Genomic DNA, 20,541 nt, shown 5'->3' with positions numbered 1-20,541 from the left:
TGCTATATGGCTAGTTTTTTAGGAACTCAAATTAATCCGAAAAAATTTCATAAATCCCAAATGAAATTTTATGTTATCTTACTTCCAATAGGATTGTTTATGCTTTTGCCTGTGGTTTATGTTATATCACAAGCGTTTAAACCGTTAAGTGAACTTTTCTTATTTCCACCGAGATTCTTTGTATCCAATCCAACGTTTGATAATTTTACAAGATTATTTAGAACCGCATCTGGTACAGGAGTACCGATGACAAGGTATTTATTTAATTCGATTATCATAACAGGACTTACAATCACCTTGACCTTAGTTATTACATTATCAACTGGATATGCGTTATCCAAAAAAAGATTTAAATCTAAAAAAGTCCTTTTTAAAATCAATCAAACCGCGTTAATGTTTGTTGCAACAGCGGTTGCTATTCCTAGATATTTAGTAGTGTCTTCTTTAGGGCTTACCAATAGTTTCTTCGCTCATATTATTCCATATCTTGCGATGCCTGTTGGCCTATTCCTTGTGAAACAGTTTGTAGATCAAGTTCCAGATGAATTGATTGAAGCAGCTAAAATTGATGGAGCAAATGATTGGGACATTTTATCAAAAATAATTGCACCTTTAGTAAAACCAGCTTTGGCAACAGTTGCAATTCTATCGTTCCAAATGATTTGGAATTCTACTGAATCATCAAACATATACATCATTGATGAAACAAAGAAGACATTCGCGTTTTATATGTCAACTTTAACTTCGTCTACTTCGGGTCCTGCAGGAGTCGGAATATCTGCTGCAGCTGGACTTGTAATGTTTATTCCAAACTTATTTATCTTTATTATCATGCAAGGTAATGTCATGGATACCATGAGTCATTCAGGAATCAAATAGGAGGTGACAATGTGAAAATTATCAAGAAAATAAGTCTTTTTACCATCATGCTTCTTTTATTTGTTTTTGCATTTATACCATTGTCGACTCAAGTGTTTGCTTCGTCTTCGACAACCTATACCTATGCCTTAGATGACAATGAACATTTTGTAAGAACCCAAGATGCTTATCTTCCTGGACAAACGGTTACTTTTTTGGGGTTAGATAAACCTGCAGATATCGCCATCAATGAAGATAATTTTCTAGTGATTGCAGATTCTGGAAACAAACGAGTTCTTGTATACAATCCAGTTGCCAATGAAGTTGTTTTAGAAATTACCAATTCGCAAATGATCAATCCAAGTGGAGTCTTTGTAGTGTTAGAAGAGTCAAGTTATGTAGGATATGGTGATATATACGTAGCAGATCCTTCTGCAGGAATTGTATTTCATTTTGATAAAGACGGATTACTGTTAGATCAATTTGGAAAGCCTAATTCCATTATGTATGAGTCCCTTGAATTTCAACCAGAAAAAATTGCGGTTAATAAATCAGGGATTATGTATGTTGTATCAAAAGGAACAAGTGATGGAATCGTTCAATTATCAAATACTGGAGACTTTTTAGGTTTCTTTTCCTCAAACCAAGTAACTCTTTCATTAAGAGAACAATTTCAACAACTTATTTATACGGATGAACAATTGGATAACTTAGGGATAAATCTAACACCACCTGTTTTTACAAGTGTGTATATTGATACGAATGGAATTGTCTATTCGAGTTCATCTGGAATTCAAGTTGAAAACATTAAAAAACATAATACGCAAGGAACTAATATGATATCAGAAATGTTGGTGGTATCTTATCAATATTCCGATTTATATGTTGACAATCAAGGCATTATTTATACGGCAGATCAAAGTGGATTTATTGACATTTATACCAATGATGGCGAATTCATTTACTCTTTCGGAACCATAAACGAGATTTCTATTGCTGGGTTCTTTAAAACCTTAACTGGAATTGCTGTTGATTCAAATGGTCAAATTTGGACAGTTGACTCAGGTAACAATTACTTACAATCCTTTGTACCAACAGAATACGCAACAACGATTTATCAAGCAATCAATTTATACAATGAAACAAAGTACAATGAAGCCATTGAACTTTGGAAAACCGTACTTAGTTTAAATCAATTATCTATTTTAGCCCATAATGGAATTGCAAAAAATTATCTTCAAATTGAAGAATATCAATTAGCATCAGAACACTTTAAAATATCTGGCAATAGAGCCCTTTATTCGGAAACGTTTTGGGAGATTCGAAATATTTGGCTTCAACAGTACTTAATTGGAATTATCGGAATAGGATTGTTATTTGGAATTGCATACGTTGCTGTAAAAGTAACCAACAAAAAATATCATTATCTATCTCCGATCAGCAATGCTTTTCATAAAGTAAAAGATGTCAGAATTATTAATGATGTATTATATATGTCTCAGGTTTCAAAAAAACCTGCTGACGCTTTTTATTACTTAAGAAAGAAAACCAAAGGATCCTATGCAGGTGCACTGATCATTTTTGCAATAACGTTTTTTAGCTACTTGCTATTTGTTTCTGGAAAAGGCTTTATATTCCAATACACTGATTTAAAGGATTTAGATTTAGGTTCGATTATCTTAGGATTTATCATTATCATTGGATTATTTATCATTTGTTCGTACCTTGTAACATCGATTCAAGATGGAGAAGGAACTTTAGGAGAAATCTTTAAAGGTGTATCCTATTCGATGTTTCCTTTCATTATTGCTTGTATTGCGACCACTTTGTTTTCTTACGTAGCAACGACAAATGAAATTTTCCTACTAAACCTTATCTTTTATCTTGGATTAGGATGGAGTCTTCTTTTAGTTTTTATCTCGATTTCTGAAATTCAAAATTATACCTTTGGACAAACCATTAAAAGCATTCTTTTAACCGCTTTGTTTGTAATTATTATTTTACTTGTATTGTCCTTTGTACAAATGACACTTCGACAAGTATTCAGTTTCTTTCAAGAATGGATAAAGGAGGCGATTAGAAATGTTTTCAATTAAGAAAGTATTATTAATTGTTGTTTTATTTCTTTCCATTACTCCTTTGGTTGCACAAGCAAATTATGTATCAACAGGAAGAGATACTCAAGAAAACCCAGAAACACTTACCAATATCCTTCCAGCCGATTATGATCAAGCCGGTTATGCAAAATTATCAGAAAACGACATCTATACATTTTACTGGCAAGAAGCAAGAGATGTTCTAGTCATCTACGATAAACGAAATGGGTATACTTGGAAGACAGGATTAGATATCGATCCAAACGCCAGTAGAACAGAACAAAGTACAGTTTGTAAAAATTTACGAAACGATTATAATGATGATTTAATTACTTATGATGAGTTTGAAGAGGGTTGCCAAATTAGTGTTGACTCCATTACCGGAACGACTACAGGACCACTTGTTGCAAATTCCCTTTTGTTCTTTGAGTATTTTAGCAAAGGAGCAAACGATTCTTTCTATCAAACAAATGCAGTTTACAGTAGTTATCTTAAGACATCGCTTTATAAAATGACTTCGACAATGCAACAAGTCAATGGGGATGAAACTCATTGGAAATTTACCGTGTATGCAGAAAATTTAGGTGTGGATAAAACGCTTGATTTGAGAATAATTGCAGATCTTTATTTAAGCGTTGATGGATTCCAAATACAAATAGCAAATGAGAATTTGAGCGGAACCGCTTTGCCTTATCTATCTTCAATTGGTATTGCATCCTATTTAGGTGCCGTTGGTGGAATTGATTATGTTTTCACGACTACACCAAAAACCATAGATGAAAATGGCGATTATGATTATGTTGAATCTCAAAGAGATATGGTAGATGGATATTCATTTGTGCCAGATGGAAGTGGAGCGTTAATCCGATTTAGAGATAATTCTGTTTCATTATCTAGATATCAAGCATACGTTTATGGAGCAGATCCATCTCAAACCATACAAAATTACCGAATTTGGGAAGGAATATATGTTCCTTTCAAAACAGCGTCCATTCCAGTTTATGGAATGGCCCACGGAAACAACCAAGCAGCATACGTTGCTTACGCAAGTTCTGGAGATGAGTTTATGTATATCATTTCGACTCCAGAGGAAAACGTTTATCACTACAATAATACCTTTGCTAAATTTAATTACAATTTTAGTTATAATAAACTTTATACCTTAGATGGAGATAACCCCGTTCCAAGTATTGGCGATGCCATTAATGTGTTCGACATAGAGATGAACTATAATTTTCTTTCAGGAGATGGAACTGATGATAATTATCCAGCCAATTATGTTGGAATGGCTCAAAAATATAAAGACTTCTTAATCTCTGAAAACATTCTTGCTTTAGAAGAAACAACAGAGTCTCAAATTGGGCTTCGACTTGATTTCTTAATGGCTGATTCTGAAAATTCAATCGTAGGATATAATACGCAAATTGCGACTACAGCAAGTGATGTTAAAACAATTCTAGATGATGTTATTTCAAAAGGAATTACGAATATTTCTTCCGGACTTATCGGATGGCAAAAAGATGGATTGACACTAGGAACTCCTACTAAAGCAGAATTTTCAGCTCAAATAGGCTCAAAAACTGCTTATAAGAATTTAATTAACTCCTTTTTAGAACAAGGAGTCGATATATCGTTTTATCAAGATTATTATAAGATTAATGAAGAACAGATTTCTCTTTACAAAAATGCGACAAAACATCCAGCTGGATGGTATGCAAGAATTTTAACCTATGAAGATCCTATCTCTGTTTTTTATTATGCGAGACCTCTAAAGAGTGTTGATTGGTTAAACAATCAATCAAAAACCTTTATTGATATGGGAGTTAGAAGCATTACCGTTGATGGAATTTCGAATAATTTAATTTCAGATTATTCAGAAAACTTGACTTCAAGAGTAGAAGCAGTCACTCTCTTTCAACAAGCTTTTGCTACTTTATCTCAAGATGTTAAAGTGAATTTAACCAAACCAAATCAATATTTGTTTGCTTATACTGATCGTTATTTACAAATGGATGTATATTCTACTCAATATTTAATTGAAACAGATACGGTTCCGTTCTTACAAATTTTACTTCAAGGAACAATGGAACTTTATGCCGTTTATAGTAACTTTTCGTTTTATACAAATAAAGATGTACTTCGAATGATTGATTACAACGTCTACCCATCGTTTGTTTTAACAATGGAACCTTCTCACATTTTAACTGATACAAATTCCAGTGAATTTTATACTACTGAATATAGTCTTTACGAAGAGTTAATTCAATCGATTTACGGTGATGTAAATGATGCATTAAAGGAAGTACTAAATGCTTCTTGGGTAAACAGGGAAGTATTAGAACTTGGTTTCATTCGCAACACCTATGATAACGGCGTCGAGATTTTGATTAATTATACCGATCAAATCAAAACGGTAAATGGAGAAGACGTTCTTCCACAATCCTTCCTCGTTTTAGGAGGTGAGTAAGATGGCAAGAGATAAAACAGTCAAAAATCTTACTTCTACATCTTCCATTGAAAATCAAAATAAAATTGCTTATTTATTTCTTTTACCATGGTTTATCGGCTTTTCTTTGTTTGTTATTTATCCTTTCTTTAAAACGATTTATAACACGTTATTTGATATTTCTTCACAAGCGAACACTTTGGTGTACGTTTATAACTTAAATATTACAGGAGGAAACTTCGGAACGGCGTTTCGAAATCTGTATTTCTTCCCACAATTACTTGATTTTATCGTCATGGAAGTTACTTATGTACCAACGATAATTATTGTTGCATTTATCTTAGCTTTATTATTAAATACTGGCGCAAAAGGACAAGGAATCTTTCGAGTTATCTTTTTCTTTCCTGTCATCATTATGAGTGGGCCTGTTGCTGGAATTTTAAAATATAATGGAGCTGGATCATTGTTTGATTACGTCAATAATATTGTGTTTAAAATGATTTTTAGTTATAGTCATGGGTTAGCTGAAGCTTTATCTGGACTATTTGAAAACTTTACAATGGTATTATGGTTTACAGGAATTCCAATTATCTTATTTATCAATGCGCTACAAAAAATAAATGTAAATCTTTACGAAGCAGCCAAAATCGATGGAGCTTCCTCTTGGCAAATATTATGGAAGATTAAAGTTCCAATCGTAAAATCAACAGCTTTTATTACCGCAGTATTTACGATTGTTCAAATTGGAACCTATTCACTCAATCCAGTCTATAACCTTATAAAGGGGCAAATTTATGCAACAGAAGGTGGAATTGGACTTGCCTCAACCTTTGCTTTTATTTATGCTGTCGTTGTTTTCATGTTAGTAGGAGTAGCCTATTTGCTTTTAGGTAAACCTGAAAAAACAAAAACCATTCACTTATCCTCTATCCAAAGAAGGAATTTAGAATCGGTTAAGAAGAAACAACAAAAATTGAAGAAAAGGACGGTGGTTGACAATTGAAAACAATCGTCTTGAAAACTAAGTTGTTCTTCAAAAAACTAGCAACGAATCAAATCAACTTTAAAGAATATTACCGAACTCATAAAACAAGAATAAATCGTTTGATTTCTCAAATTGTTGTATATGTCTTTTTAATTACGATTAGTTATGTTTTTTTATATCCTATTATAAAAATGCTTTCTATTTCATTTATGAGTTCAAATGACTTGGTAAATCCTGAAGTCATCTGGTTCCCCAAAGATTTCTCCTTTTCAAATTACAAAATAGCTTGGGCTGTTTTAAATGGGTCAGTATCCTTATTCAACTCTATTAAATTTTCAATGATTATGGCTATTTTTCAAACATTTATTTCAGCAATTACCGGTTTTGCTTTTGCACGATATGAATTTAGAGGTAAAAAAGTATTGTATGGAATTTTACTTTTATCTTTTATCATTCCGGTTCCTATTTTATTAATCACTCAATACAATATGTTTAATTCGTTTTACCAATTAATTGGTTGGACAGGTGCAGGCAAAGGATTAAATACATATGATTCTCAAATGATAATGGCTTTCTTTGGACAAGGAGTCAATTCAGCTATTCTAATTTTAATCTTTGTAAATTTCTTTAAAATGATACCTGTGGATTTATATGAAGCTGGAAAAATTGATGGAGCAAACCCTTTTCAATTATTTTGGCACATCACTATTAAATTGTCTCTATCAACCATTATCGTAGTGTTTTTGTTTTCCTTCGTATGGAACTGGAACGAAAGCTACGTCACCGAACTTTTGGTTGGAGATGGCGTTGATTTATTTACAAATCAATTAGGTAAATTCGATTCTTTATTTGGAACAAGAGTATCGGACACTAGATCAGAAGGAGACGCTATTCAATTAGTTGAATCCTTTAAAATGGCAGCGACGGTCATTTCAATCATTCCATTATTGCTTATTTATTTTGCTGGACAAAAATCATTTGTTCAAGGAATTGAAAAAACTGGAATCACTGGTGAATAGAAAATATTGTTGTGTAAAGACTTCTTTTTCATCACAAAAAGCTCAGTATTTATTTTCGTATTTCCGATAAATCTTTAATTTATTATGGTATAATAAATGCTGACAATTAGTCGGCATTTTATTATTTAAAGGGATGTGTTTTGATGGAATTATCTAGAACGGAGTTGAAATTCATCATTACCATTGATGAATATGTAAAACTTAAAAATCAACTTCAGTTAATTATGAATTTAGATATTCATGCAGAAATCGATGAAGACGAATACTTTCTTCACTCCCTTTATTTCGATGATTTTTATGATTCTCGCATTTTTGAAAAAGCGGATGGAATTGAATTTCATCAGAAGTTTCGAATTCGAACCTATTCATCCAGCGAGAAACGATTGGAGTACAAAACAAAAGTTGGAAATATGACAAACAAACAATCCATGTGGATCTCTGATGAATTGGCGCAAGCCCTTATTTTGAGAGATTATCCTGTATTGTATCAATTTATAGATGAACCGTTAATTCAAGCTATTTTGATTCGAATGAAATGCGATGATTTACGACCTAGATTATACGTAGATTATAAAAGAGAAGCCTACACTTATCCTGAAGGGGACGTAAGAATTACTTTTGATAAAGATATCTGTGGATACTTATTCGATCGTAGTATTTCAAGCAAACGAAAAATCTTAGAACCAAGAACAATGATTTTAGAAGTTAAATATACTGGAATATTGCCAGATTTCATTCACAAAATTGTTTTTTATAAAAATTTACAAGTATTATCATACTCTAAGTTTTATATGAGTTGGCTTTTGCTTGAAATATAATGGAAAAAGGAGAAAAAGAAGATGCAATTATTTTTATCAATTATAGATATCTTAGGAGAACTTGAATCTCTTGATTTATCTGTATTAGACATTGTTTTAAATTTACTCATTACTTTATTTATTAGTTTATGGGTTTTGTTTATTTATAAGCTTAGTTATCAAACAACCGTCTATAACAAAAGTTTTTCCATGACGTTACCTATCTCTGCATTGGTTACTTGCATGGTTATTATGGCGGTATCAAGTAATGTCATATTATCTCTAGGAATGGTTGGAGCTTTATCAATTGTCAGATTTAGAACCGCGATAAAGAACCCCTTAGACACTATTTTTATGTTTTGGTCCATAGGGATTGGTATTACCGTTGGAGCGAACTCAAGCGTACTTGCAATCATTGGTAGTGTAGTTATCGGACTATGTATTCTTTTTGTTCAAGCCTTAGAAATATTTACTACTCCTTATATTTTGATTGTAAATTTTGAAGGAACATACAATGAAGACTTTTTATTGAAAGAAGTAGAACAAATTTATAAGAAATATTCCATAAGAAATAAATCGATTCAAAAAGAAAAAGCTGAATTTACATTTGAAGTCAGAGGAACAAAAGGTTTTCAAAAGAAAATTGAGCCTCTTCGTAAACTTGAAGGGGTTTCTCAAGTCATGCTTTTAAGTTATAGGGGCGATTACGTTTTATAAATAGGAGGGTCTTTTCATGAGCCAAATCATTTATCTTTATTATAAAAATATCGATTACGATACGTTAATCGCTTTTTTGAATGGGTTTGAAGATTTATATGTTAAGAAGCTTAGTGAAAACCTCTTTATGATTACGGATGAATCCGCCTATGAAGATCGAGATTATAATCATTTGCGAGAAATGGCTATGCAAGAGTTTTATCAAGATTTTACAGCATTCATCGTTCCGAAATCACAAGGATTTGATGCAAATATCATTCTCCAAGTTTTACCGAAAATGAATCCAGGCGTATATGAGATTCAAACCATTATTCCCGAGATTGTATTATCTCATCTAAACGAAACCAAATCATTATTAAAAAATTATTACTATTCCCTTTGTGGAATTGAAACCATTGAATCTGTCATTGGCTTTATCGAATCAAATTTAAATGCTTCCGAAGCATCAAAAAGATTATTTATGCATCGAAATACACTCAATTACCGGCTGGACCACTTTGTGAAACAATCTAGAATTGATATTAGAACGTTTGAAGGAGCTCTTGCCATCTATTTGTTATTTCGAATTTAAATTTGTGCAGTTTGCATATAGGTTTTACGCCATTAATTTAGTATACTTAAAAAGAAGATTTAGATATTAGGAGGAAATTATGGCAACTTTAACATTTAAAGGATTAGACAAAGTTTACGACAATGGCGTACAAGCAGTTTTTGATTTTTCACTAGAAGTAAAACATAAAGAATTTATCGTATTTGTTGGTCCTTCTGGATGCGGAAAATCCACTACACTTCGAATGGTAGCAGGACTTGAAGAAATTACAGCAGGAGAGCTTTATATTGATGATGTATTAGTAAATGATGTAGCTCCGAAAGATAGAAACATTGCGATGGTTTTCCAATCTTATGCACTGTATCCACATATGACTGTATACGATAATATGGCATTTGGATTAAAACTAAGAAAAATGCCAAAAGATGAAATTGAAAAACGCGTTAAAAACGCAGCTGATATTTTAGGCTTAACAGGATACCTTGATCGTAAACCAAAAGCTTTATCAGGTGGACAAAGACAACGTGTGGCATTAGGTAGAGCGATTGTAAGAGACGCGAAAGTGTTCTTAATGGATGAGCCATTATCTAATTTAGATGCTAAATTACGTGTAGCTATGAGAGCGGAACTCATTAAACTTCATGAACGGTTAGGAACTACAACCATTTATGTAACGCATGACCAAATTGAAGCCATGACAATGGCTACAAGAATTGTTGTTATGAAAGATGGAAGAATTCAACAAATAGGTGCTCCAAAAGAAATTTATGACAATCCAAACAACATGTTTGTTGGTGGATTTATTGGAACTCCAGCCATGAACTTTTTAACAGGTGAAGTGCAAGATGATGGGTATTTTTATTGCGAGAATTTAAAATTAAAAATTCCAGAACCTAAATTCCAATTATTAAAAGACAAAGATTATTTGAATCATCAAGTAGTATTAGGAACACGTCCAGAAGATATGCATGATGAATTAGTTGCTTTAGAAACTTATAAAGATTCAAAAGCAAAATTCTTAGTAGACGTTGCCGAGTTACTAGGGGCTGAAACAAATATTCATATCGCAGTTGCTAAAACAAATATTATTGCCAAAGTAAACGCTCGTTCAGACATTCACATAGGAGATACCATTGAACTTGCTTTTAACATGAACAAATGTCATTTCTTTGATGTTGATCACGAACACAGAATCGTTAAAGCATCCCCAGTAAGACAAGATACAGTTCAATAATTATTAGAACCACCTTCTAGGTGGTTTTTTTTTCGAATTTTATCAACAAGAATTCTTTCACTTTTGTGCTATATTAAAACAGGGGTAAGAATATGATCCATTATATAGAAAAGACAAAAGAAGATTTCGTAAAAGTGGCAAAAGAACATGATGTTTTCTTATATGATCGCACATTAATTGGCTACTTAAATGAGTTGTTGCTTGAAACGCTTTCAACACTAGAAGGAAGATTGAAAGCGACAAAGAAAGTGTTTCATTTTAAGGCGAAAATTCCGATTTTTATTAACGAATCAACTTTACTAATTCCTTTGATTGGATATCGCTCTAAAACAAGTTTCTATCTTAATTATCATAGTATAGAACATTTTTCGATTCTAAAAGGCAGCAAATTATACATATCTTTTCGAAACAATCACGAAATGAAATTAGAAAAAAAATATGGTTTTATAAAACAATATGAAAAAGCAAAAAGAATCTTAGATTATCTTGAAAAGGCAAAAAACGAATAAGAAAATGCTTTCATTTTGAAAAAGGCGGTATTTTTAAGTAGTATTTTTAGACCATAGATAGTATAATAAATAGTGTTATATGTTTATCCTATAAGGAGGAATAAAATGAAAAAGAAAACAATTGAAGACATTCAAGTAGCTTCAAAAAAAGTGCTTGTTAGAGTAGATTTTAACGTTCCGATGCAAGATGGAATGATTACTGATGATAATCGAATAGTACAAGCGTTACCTACCATAAAATACCTTTTAGATGAAAAAGGAAAAGTAATATTATTTAGTCACTTGGGTAGAGTGAAAACAGAAGCAGATAAAGCATCTGCATCGTTAGCACCAGTAGCTAATCGGTTGGCAGAACTTTTAAATCAATCCGTTAAATTTATTCCTTTTACAAGAGGTATAGAATTAGAAGAAGCTATTAACCAATTAAATGATGGTGAAGTTTTGATGTTTGAAAACACTCGCTTCGAAGACATAGATGGAAATAAAGAGTCGAAAAATAATCCAGAATTAGGTGCATACTGGGCAAGTCTTGGAGATGTATTTGTAAATGACGCATTTGGAACGGCACATCGCGCTCATGCATCCAACGTGGGAATTGCAAGTCATTTAGAAGCAGTAGCTGGATTTTTAATGGAAAAAGAATTGCGTTACATTGGTGATGCTGTTGATAACCCTGCAAGACCATTTGTGGCTATTCTTGGTGGTGCAAAAGTTTCAGATAAAATTGGAGTCATTGAAAATTTATTAAATAAAGCGGATAAAATCTTAATTGGTGGAGGTATGGCATATACCTTCATGAAAGCTTTAGGATTTAACATTGGAACGTCTATTGTAGAAAATGATAAGGTTGACTTAGCTAAATCTCTTCTAGAAAAAGCAAATGGCAAGATTATTTTACCGATTGATTTGGTTGTTTCTGAAGAGTTTAAAGAGGATGCACCTTTCCATACAACAACCTATAAAAAAATTCAAGATAACGAAATGGGCTTAGACGTAGGGTCAAAAACCATTGAATTATTTAAAAAAGAATTAAAAAATGCTAAAACAGTGGTATGGAATGGACCCCTTGGTGTTTTCGAATTTGAAAACTTTTCCAAAGGAACTAGAGCAATTTGTGAGATTTTAGCTAACTTAAAAGATGCAAAAACAATCATCGGTGGAGGAGATTCTGCCGCAGCTGCTATTCAAATGGGTTATCAAGATAAATTCACTCATATTTCAACAGGAGGGGGAGCTTCCTTAGAATACCTTGAGGGCAAAGAGCTTCCAGGAGTTGTCGCATTAGATGACCAAGAATCATGCGGTTGTGGATCGGATTGTGAATGCAATTAAACTTTACTTTTTAAGACAACTTTTTCTTTTGCAGTGAATAATCCTTGAAAGATTACCAAAAAAAGTATAGAATAGGTAAGGGTTTAATTGGCAACCTATATTTTGAATGCCTTTTAAATCAAAATACTAAAAAAGAAGCGTTACTTACAATAATTAATAAAACGTTGAAATAAAAAAAGGAGAAATAAGAATGGAAAAAATAATTACTATTAAAAGCACAGCAGGATTACACGCTGAACTGGCTTCAAAAGTAGTTCAAACATCAAGTAAATATGATGTTGATATTAAATTAGTTTACGCTCATGTGACAATAGATGCTAAATCTATTTTAGGTTTAATGAGTTTAGCCGTTCCTCAAGGGGAAAATGTAAAACTAATCGCTATAGGTGAAAATGCCGAAAGCGCAATCAATGATATTGAAAAGATTTTAGGATAATTTTGGTTAAGAAAATGAGAAAACCAATTATTGCTGGAAACTGGAAAATGTTTAAAACGCGTGATGAAGCGCTGTATTTTATTTTAAAAGTTTCGACAATGATGCCAAGTATCGAAGAAGTTGAAACCATCGTTTTTGCACAAGCGCCTTTAATGCGTTGTCTTGTGAAACGTCAAGGAGACAACCTTAGAATCGGTGCTCAAAATTTATGCTATGAAGATGAAGGCGCTTATACTGGAGAAGTTTCAGGTGCGTTGTTAAATAGTTATAATGTGGAATACGTCATTGTTGGACATAGTGAAAGAAGAAATATCTTTTTAGAGACCGATGAGATTGTAAATAAAAAAGTCATTGCAGCTTTAAGAAATGACTTAATGCCAATTGTTTGTATCGGAGAACATCTTGAAGAAAGAGAAAACAATCTGACAAATCAAGTTTTAAAAGCTCAATTAGAAAAAGCATTTGCCAATGTTAGTCAAATAGATATGGATAACGTGATCTTGGCATATGAACCGATTTGGGCAATTGGAACTGGTAAAACAGCAACTTCAGAAATGGCGAATGAATCGTGTAAATACATTCGCAGCGTTATTCAAGATATGTATGGAAGTTCAGTAAGTGAGTCCATTCGAATTCAATATGGTGGTTCTGTAAAGCCAGAAAATATTGATGAATTACTAGCAATGCCACATATTGATGGAGCTTTAATCGGAGGGGCCTCTTTGGATCCCGATAAATTCATCTATATGGCAAATGCCGCAGTGAAAAAATAAAGAATAAGAATCGGAAAATCCGATTCTTTTTTTATAGGATACCTTGAAAATATTGTCAAATATGTTACAATAGAAAAAACATTCTTGGAGGCAATTATGAAAAAAATATTAACTTTCTTTGTACTACTTATATTTTTATTTAGTTTAATTGGTTGTACAGAACAAACTAGAACTCAAATTACTTCAGTAACGACAGATGGCGAAACGACAACGACTGTTTCAACAACGATAGGAAACACTACAACGACTACAGTTTCAACAACAACACAAACGACAACTGAAGAGTGGTTTTATATGACAAAAGACATCGAATTCATCAATTATTCTGAAGAATTTGTAAGAGAAGATCCGATTGATACTCTAACCTTTTATTATTATCCTTATAAAGAGGGAATTCCTTTCGTAGATATCGAAGAATTCGTGAGGCTACTACTTGGAATTATCGATGAAAACGTGCAAGTTGAAGTTCTAGCAAATCAAGTGAGTGTGTACATAGAATCTTGTGATACAGAAGTAGAAAGTATGGACTTATGTCCAGTGGACGATTATTGGCGCGAATACGTTACCTTTGATTTTGACAATACGGTAGTTACTGCACCATCCATTGATAGTTTTGACTATTTTACAGGAAATACCGAGACGGATTTTTCTCTTGGATTAACGCTTTCAAGTTATGAAGAAGAAGAATTACCAGCATTTAGTGCAGATTTATCTGACTATAATTTCCGATTTAGTATTTTGGAAATTGAAGGTGAAACCTTCTATACCATTCCGTTATCCATCGCAAATCTTTTCCTTACTGGATCGATGTTTGATGTCATTAACAATGGCGATTATTTATATGGAGTGGATACCTATCAAATTGGTGATATCAGAACTTCACTCACCGACCCTGTAAGATATAACAATGATTTAACATCTGATATGAGAAAAGAATCAGAGAAATTCTTAATCTTTGTGTTTAATACTTTTTACGGGTTAAAAGATTATAAAAACATCTCTGATTTTGATGATATTATCAATTTCACAAAAACAGATTCTTTTGAAGAACAATTATGGCAATTTTCTTTGTCATTACTCGATGGGCATACTGCCATTATTTCTACTGGACACACAGCCAGTTATTACAACCCAGGATCCTTAATAGAATATACAGCATACTATAACAAATTCTATAAAGATTATTATGGCGGATGTGAATGCGATATTTTGCCTGACGAATATTTTGAAGTTGATTTTTATGAAGATTTGGCCTATTTTAGATTTAACAGTTTTACCGAAAATTTTAGATTAGACATCGAACCTTATATGAATCAAATCATTGCAGCCGCACCGAGTAAAATCGTAATCGACCTTGCTTGTAATGGCGGTGGAGTTTTAGCTGGAGTCTTCCAAATGTTAAATTACATGACAAATGACGATCTCTCTTTTTATACCATTTCAGATGGGGCGAGAAGCTCTTATACTTATGAAGTAGAAGGAGATTATGCCATTGACGCAGATTTTTATATTGTAACCTCTTCAGCTACCTATAGTGCAGCAAATTATTTTACAGCTCTTGCTCAAGAATTGGGATTGGCCAAAGTTATTGGCGCTAGAAGTGGTGGTGGAGCTTGTTCCATTAAGGCTATTGTTTTACCAAACGGAGCAGTCATGGTTATGTCCTCTCCTATGAATTTAACGTACTCTACTTATGAAACCGTTGAACTTGGAGTTCCACTTGATCAATTTTATCGATTATCAAATTTAACAACGTATTTAACTCCAGAAGATTTTTATGGAATTATCGAAAGCATGAATACTGTTGGATAAAACAAAATGCGCTCAATAGTGAGCGCTTTTTTATTTTCAAAAAAAAACACATTCAATTTGAATGTGTTATTACGATTATTTGTTGTAAAGTTCAACGATAAGATTTTCTTTGATTTCTGCTAGAATTTCGCTTCTTTCCGGTAAACGGAGATAAGTTGATTCGTTTTTATTGTCATCAAAAGAAATAAATTCAAGTCTGCTTATTACAGCTTCTAATGCATCTTTAATAATCACTAATGTTTTAGAAGTTTCTTTCACACTGATCACTTGACCAGGTTTTACTCTTATGGATGGAATGGATGCTTTTTTTCCATCTAATAAGATATGACCATGATTGACAAGTTGTCTTGCTTGTTGTCTTGTTCTTGCAAAACCAGAACGATAAACTAAATTATCTAATCTAGATTCTAATAAGAATAAAAAGTTTGCACCTTGTTTTCCTGGCATTTTTTTAGCTTCATTGAATGTTTTACGAAATTGTTTTTCGTTAACACCATACGTGTAACGTACACGTTGTTTTTCTTGTAACTGAACCCCGTACTCTGAAAGTTTTGTCCGTTTTTGCCCGTGTTGTCCAGGAGCATAAGGACGTTTGTTAAGTTCTTTACCGGTTTCGGTTATTGAATAACCTAATCTACGTGATACTTTCCACCCTGATCCTAAAAATCTTGACATATATAATCCTCCTTACTATAGATTTACGTGTAACATCTGAGGAGTTTAGAAGACGGATACTTTGATTGTTTTGATGGGTTCTTGTTAAGCAGTTAACAATACTTCCAAACCGTTTTTGGAACAATCACTGAGTAAAACATCTTTAAAACAACTGCTTTTTATTACATGCGCAGGTAGTATTATAACCCAATCACACTAAAATGTCAACCAAAAGATTTACCGCTTTCTCAAAGGTAAATTTGTCAATTTCATCAAAGCGATTGATGACAGGACTATCGATATCTAAGACCCCAATTAGGGCGTTATTCTTAATAATTGGAATAACAATTTCAGACAAGGAATTACTGTCACATGCGATATGTCCTGTAAAGGCATGAGTGTCCTTTACAACAATCGTTTCTCTTTTTAAAGCTGAAGTGCCACAAACCCCACTTCCGATAGCGATTTCAACGCAAGCTGGAAGACCTTGAAAAGGTCCAAGATAAAGATTTTGTCCGTTGAATAAATAAAAGCCAGCCCAATTAATCTCTTGAAAAGATGCAAAAATAATTGCAGACATGTTTGCAAGATTAGTTACAACCGGTAATTTTGAATCAAGATACCCTTTAAGCGTTTCAAGAAATGAATTATTGATTTTAGTTCTTAATTCTTCGTTTTCTGAATGTATAAACATATTATCACCAGGAAAATTATATAATAAATTCGTGAAATTCACAAGTTTTATGGTAAAATATGAATAGAATAAAGCGAGGTTTTGTTATGTATGATCGAATTTTAGTGCGTTATGGAGATTTAACGATTAAAGGAAAAAATAAAAAATATTTTATTAGTGCCGTGAACAAATTGATCACAGATAAACTAGTGGGTTTAAATGTGACATATGATTTTAATCACGACAGAGTTTATATTATTTTAAATGGTCTTAATTACCAAGAAGTTGTGAAGAAACTAGATTACGTTACAGGCCTTTATTCCTATAGTTTGGTTACAAAATGCGAAGCAAATTTAGATGATATTACAAAATCTGCTTTAAAAATGATTGATGAGTTTTCAGGCAAAACACCAACCACTTTTAAAATTGATACCAAAAGAGCAAACAAAGATTTTTTACAGACTTCTATGGAAATATCTTCTTCTGTAGCAGGGAAAGTATTACGACAAGCACCTTATTTAAGTGTGGATGTTCACCACCCTACTATCTTATTAAATATAGAAGTTCGTTTAGAAGGAGCTTATCTATACATAGGACAGATAAGAGGAATAGGTGGTTTTCCCGTTCCACTCGGAGGGAAAGCATTGCTTATGCTAAGCGGAGGAATTGATTCTCCCGTTTCAGGATACCTTGGTATGAAAAAAGGTATGGAAATTGAATGCATTCATTTTGAGTCAACACCACTCACCCCGCTTGAATCGGTTCAAAAAGTAATTGATTTAACAGAAATACTTGCAAGATACGCTCCTAATAATCGAATTCAACTTCACTTAATTCCTTTTCGAATAATTCATGAAGAGATTATTAAAAAAGTCCCAGAAGCTTATGTTATCACCATCATGAGAAGAATGATGTATCGTATTTCAGCTAAACTTCAAGAAAAAACAAAGTGTTTAGCCATTCTTACCGGAGATTCGATCGGTCAGGTTGCTTCACAAACACTAGAAAGTTTAACTTGCATCAGTGAAGTGACTTCATCTTTAATCATTCGACCTCTTTCTACTTATGATAAAATAGATATTATGAGCCTTGCAAGAAAAATTCATACTCAAGATATATCAGATAGACCTTTTTCAGATTGTTGTTCGGTATATATTCCTAAAAAACCGGTTATTAGACCACAATCCTATATAGCGAAAAATTATGAGAGAAACATTGATTTTGAGCAATTAATTGAAACAGCCCTTCTTCAAACAAAAACACTCACGGTTGAAGCATTCAATCATTTTGATATTATTCAAAAAGGATTTACAGTGGCTGAGGCCTTAGAATGAAAGCACTAGAAAGTCAAAGATTGTATTTAAGAGAGTGGAAAGTTGAAGATGCAAAAGATTTATTCGAATATGCTCAAATGATTACGGTAGGACCAAATGCAGGATGGAAACCTCACGAAAATATCGAAGAATCACAAATGATTATATCGAGATTTATGAAAGATGATGATACTTGGGCCATTGTGTTAAAAGAAAACAATAAAGTCATTGGCTCAGTTGGACTTCATAAGCGCATTGATTTATCCGGAGATGAAGTCACAGAACTAGGATACGTTTTATCAACAAATTATGAAGGAAGAGGATTTATGACTGAGGCTTGCAGAAGCGCTTTAGAATTTGCATTTACAGAACAACAAGTTTCAAAAGTTAAAGTGATGCATTATATCAAAAATTTTAAATCTCAAAGAGTCATTGAAAAGTGTGGATTTATTTATGAAAAAGAAATTGAACATGATACAAAATCTTATGGAATCAAAACTTCAAAAGTATATGTATTAACAAAAGAAAATTATTTTAATAAAGGAGAGAGACAATGAACACATGGAATTTAGACAAATTATATCTTAGTTTTGAGGATGAAGTTTTTCAAAAAGACTATGCAAAAGCAGATCTTTTGATTGAGAAATTTAAAAGTCAAGAACCACTTTTCGCAAATTATGATGACAAAGAAGCAAAACTTGTCCATTACCTTGAAAAAGAGATTGAAATTGCTGACCTAGCAACAAAGCTATTTCATTTTGCTTTTTTAAAACAATCAACAGATTCGACGAACCAAAAAGCAATTAAATACTTAACATCTTTGCAAATGAAATTTACAGAATTGACCATCGTTGAGACACTTTACAAAAAATGGTTAAAGAATTATCCTGATATTGATTTATCTATTCAAAAAATACCGTTTCTAAAAGAACATGAATTTCACTTACATGAAATCATATTACAAGCAAGTCATATGTTAGACGAAAAAACAGAAGCCTTAATCGCTAAATTAACCCAAACAGGATCTACGTCTTGGGGAAGACTTCAATCTTTGTTGACATCCACTTTGACAGTAGACTATGAGGGAAAAGAAATCACCTTATCTGAAGTGAGAAATTTAGCCTTTGATAAAGACCCAAAAGTGAGAAAAGCGGCTTATGAAGCAGAATTAAAAGCTTATAAAGCTATTGAAAAGCCAATCGCCTTTTCTTTAAATTCAATTAAGGGTGAAGTAAATACTCTTTCTGAACTAAGAGGATATTCGAGCGCTTTAGAACAAGCCTTAGATCAAAGCAGAATGAAACAATCGACATTGGATGTATTGATTTCCTCCATTGAAGAATATTTACCAGTTTTCCGAAAATATTTAAAAAGAAAAGCAAAATTACTTGGTTATACTTCAGGACTTCCTTTTTACGAACTTTTCGCACCAATTGGAAATTTATCTAAAAGTTATACCATACCAGAAGCCAATGCCTATGTCTTAAAAAACTTTAAAACATTTAATAATCGGTTATATGAAATGGCAAATAAAGCCTTTACAGAAGGATGGGTAGACTACTCTCCAAAAAGCGGAAAAGAAGGTGGCGCATTCTGTGCCAATATTCATGTGATTAAGGAAAGCCGTGTTTTAACCAATTTCACTGGAGTATTCGGAGATATCATTACCTTATCTCATGAACTAGGGCATGCCTATCATGGTGAAGCAATTTTTACTGAATCGGTTTTAAATGCAGAATACACAATGCCAGTTGCTGAGACAGCGTCGACATTCTGTGAGACAATCGTCAATAAAGCGGCATTAAATGATGCCACTTCTGTTGAAGAAAAAATCTATTTATTAGAATCATCTATTCAAGATTACACTCAAGTTACAGTAGATATTATGTCTCGCTTCTTATTTGAAAGAGCAGTACTTGAAGGACGTAAAACAACTGTTTTTGATGAAAACGAATTAAAAGAAATGATGTTATCTGCGCAAAAGAAAACGTATGGAGATGGCTTAGATGAAAATCTATTACATCCTTACATGTGGCTTTGCAAATCACATTATTATAGAGGAAGCTTAAGTTACTATAATTTCCCATATGCTTTTGGATTGTTGTTTGCAAAAGGGTTATATGCAAAATATCTTGAAGATAAATCCTCTTTTGTGAAAATGTATGATTTGTTACTATCAGCAACCGGAAAAAATATGGTAGAAGATGCCGCTATGATTGCAGGCATTGATATTACGAAGAAATCTTTCTGGGTTGCCTCTTTAGAACTACTAAAGAAAGATATCGATATGTTTTTAGAATTAACAGAGTAGATTCTTACTCTTTTTTTCTTTTCTCC

General features: G+C 32.6%; 19 protein-coding genes. 17 read left to right on the top strand and 2 right to left on the bottom strand.

All coding sequences use genetic code 11. The features are described from left to right. Nucleotides 1-6 precede the first annotated feature (6 nt). The 14 genes from KJ971_02285 to KJ971_02220 all read left to right on the top strand — a co-directional run bounded on the left by KJ971_02285 (nucleotide 7) and on the right by KJ971_02220 (nucleotide 15,564). On the top strand, nucleotides 7-879 hold the full coding sequence (locus KJ971_02285; protein MBU1144672.1) for a carbohydrate ABC transporter permease: 873 nt from the start codon (nucleotides 7-9) through the stop codon (nucleotides 877-879). A gap of 11 nt (nucleotides 880-890) precedes the next feature. Further along, on the top strand, nucleotides 891-2,954 hold the full coding sequence (locus tag KJ971_02280) for a YIP1 family protein (GenBank protein MBU1144671.1): 2,064 nt from the start codon (nucleotides 891-893) through the stop codon (nucleotides 2,952-2,954). Beyond that, on the top strand, nucleotides 2,941-5,421 hold the full coding sequence (locus KJ971_02275; GenBank protein ID MBU1144670.1) for a hypothetical protein: 2,481 nt from the start codon (nucleotides 2,941-2,943) through the stop codon (nucleotides 5,419-5,421). The genes KJ971_02280 and KJ971_02275 overlap by 14 nt, the downstream gene beginning before the upstream one ends. 1 nt (nucleotide 5,422) lies before the next feature. Next, a complete protein-coding gene (locus tag KJ971_02270) occupies nucleotides 5,423-6,403 on the top strand; it encodes a sugar ABC transporter permease (protein ID MBU1144669.1) in 981 nt (326 codons plus the stop codon). After that, entirely contained in the window at nucleotides 6,400-7,404 is a 1,005-nt protein-coding gene (locus KJ971_02265) for a carbohydrate ABC transporter permease (protein MBU1144668.1), read from the top strand. The genes KJ971_02270 and KJ971_02265 overlap by 4 nt, the downstream gene beginning before the upstream one ends. Nucleotides 7,405-7,547: 143 nt before the next feature. Continuing rightward, nucleotides 7,548-8,222 carry a polyphosphate polymerase domain-containing protein gene (locus KJ971_02260; protein ID MBU1144667.1) on the top strand — a complete coding sequence of 225 codons (675 nt, stop codon included), beginning with the start codon at nucleotides 7,548-7,550 and terminating at the stop codon, nucleotides 8,220-8,222. Between the two features lie 21 nt (nucleotides 8,223-8,243). After that, on the top strand, nucleotides 8,244-8,918 hold the full coding sequence (locus tag KJ971_02255; GenBank protein ID MBU1144666.1) for a DUF4956 domain-containing protein: 675 nt from the start codon (nucleotides 8,244-8,246) through the stop codon (nucleotides 8,916-8,918). A gap of 16 nt (nucleotides 8,919-8,934) precedes the next feature. After that, on the top strand, nucleotides 8,935-9,489 hold the full coding sequence (locus KJ971_02250; protein ID MBU1144665.1) for a helix-turn-helix domain-containing protein: 555 nt from the start codon (nucleotides 8,935-8,937) through the stop codon (nucleotides 9,487-9,489). A gap of 79 nt (nucleotides 9,490-9,568) precedes the next feature. Next, on the top strand, nucleotides 9,569-10,702 hold the full coding sequence (ugpC, locus tag KJ971_02245; protein MBU1144664.1) for a sn-glycerol-3-phosphate ABC transporter ATP-binding protein UgpC: 1,134 nt from the start codon (nucleotides 9,569-9,571) through the stop codon (nucleotides 10,700-10,702). A gap of 92 nt (nucleotides 10,703-10,794) precedes the next feature. Further along, the gene (locus KJ971_02240; GenBank protein MBU1144663.1) at nucleotides 10,795-11,211 is read left to right on the top strand and encodes a competence protein ComK; all 417 of its coding nucleotides are present in this window, start codon (nucleotides 10,795-10,797) and stop codon (nucleotides 11,209-11,211) included. A 105-nt stretch (nucleotides 11,212-11,316) separates the two neighbouring features. Continuing rightward, a complete protein-coding gene (locus KJ971_02235; protein ID MBU1144662.1) occupies nucleotides 11,317-12,543 on the top strand; it encodes a phosphoglycerate kinase in 1,227 nt (408 codons plus the stop codon). A gap of 190 nt (nucleotides 12,544-12,733) precedes the next feature. After that, entirely contained in the window at nucleotides 12,734-12,979 is a 246-nt protein-coding gene (locus KJ971_02230) for an HPr family phosphocarrier protein (GenBank protein MBU1144661.1), read from the top strand. 14 nt (nucleotides 12,980-12,993) lie between these two features. Next, complete coding sequence (gene tpiA / locus KJ971_02225; protein MBU1144660.1) at nucleotides 12,994-13,752, top strand: triose-phosphate isomerase; 759 nt, start codon at nucleotides 12,994-12,996, stop codon at nucleotides 13,750-13,752. A 96-nt stretch (nucleotides 13,753-13,848) separates the two neighbouring features. Then, nucleotides 13,849-15,564: a hypothetical protein gene (locus tag KJ971_02220; protein ID MBU1144659.1), complete on the top strand. Its 1,716-nt coding sequence runs from the start codon at nucleotides 13,849-13,851 to the stop codon at nucleotides 15,562-15,564. A gap of 75 nt (nucleotides 15,565-15,639) precedes the next feature. Here KJ971_02220 and rpsD read toward each other — a convergent pair whose 3' ends face one another. Next, a complete protein-coding gene (gene rpsD / locus KJ971_02215; protein ID MBU1144658.1) occupies nucleotides 15,640-16,239 on the bottom strand; it encodes a 30S ribosomal protein S4 in 600 nt (199 codons plus the stop codon). A gap of 190 nt (nucleotides 16,240-16,429) precedes the next feature. Next, nucleotides 16,430-16,912: a GAF domain-containing protein gene (locus KJ971_02210; protein MBU1144657.1), complete on the bottom strand. Its 483-nt coding sequence runs from the start codon at nucleotides 16,910-16,912 to the stop codon at nucleotides 16,430-16,432. A gap of 86 nt (nucleotides 16,913-16,998) precedes the next feature. Between KJ971_02210 and thiI the strand changes: the two genes are divergently transcribed. From thiI to KJ971_02195, 3 genes are read left to right on the top strand one after another with little or no spacing between them, the layout of a single operon-like run. After that, on the top strand, nucleotides 16,999-18,225 hold the full coding sequence (gene thiI / locus KJ971_02205) for a tRNA 4-thiouridine(8) synthase ThiI (GenBank protein ID MBU1144656.1): 1,227 nt from the start codon (nucleotides 16,999-17,001) through the stop codon (nucleotides 18,223-18,225). After that, complete coding sequence (locus tag KJ971_02200) at nucleotides 18,222-18,761, top strand: GNAT family N-acetyltransferase (protein ID MBU1144655.1); 540 nt, start codon at nucleotides 18,222-18,224, stop codon at nucleotides 18,759-18,761. Before thiI ends, KJ971_02200 begins: the two co-directional genes overlap by 4 nt. After that, nucleotides 18,758-20,515, top strand: a complete 1,758-nt coding sequence (locus KJ971_02195) for a M3 family oligoendopeptidase (protein ID MBU1144654.1) — start codon at nucleotides 18,758-18,760, stop codon at nucleotides 20,513-20,515. Before KJ971_02200 ends, KJ971_02195 begins: the two co-directional genes overlap by 4 nt. The last annotated feature ends 26 nt before the right edge of the window (nucleotides 20,516-20,541 follow it).

This window comes from Bacillota bacterium (assembly GCA_018818595.1).
Lineage (GTDB): Bacteria > Bacillota_I > Bacilli_A > Izemoplasmatales > Hujiaoplasmataceae > JAHIRM01.
Note: the sequence above shows the minus strand (reverse complement) of the source record. Positions and strands in the feature narration are given on the sequence as shown.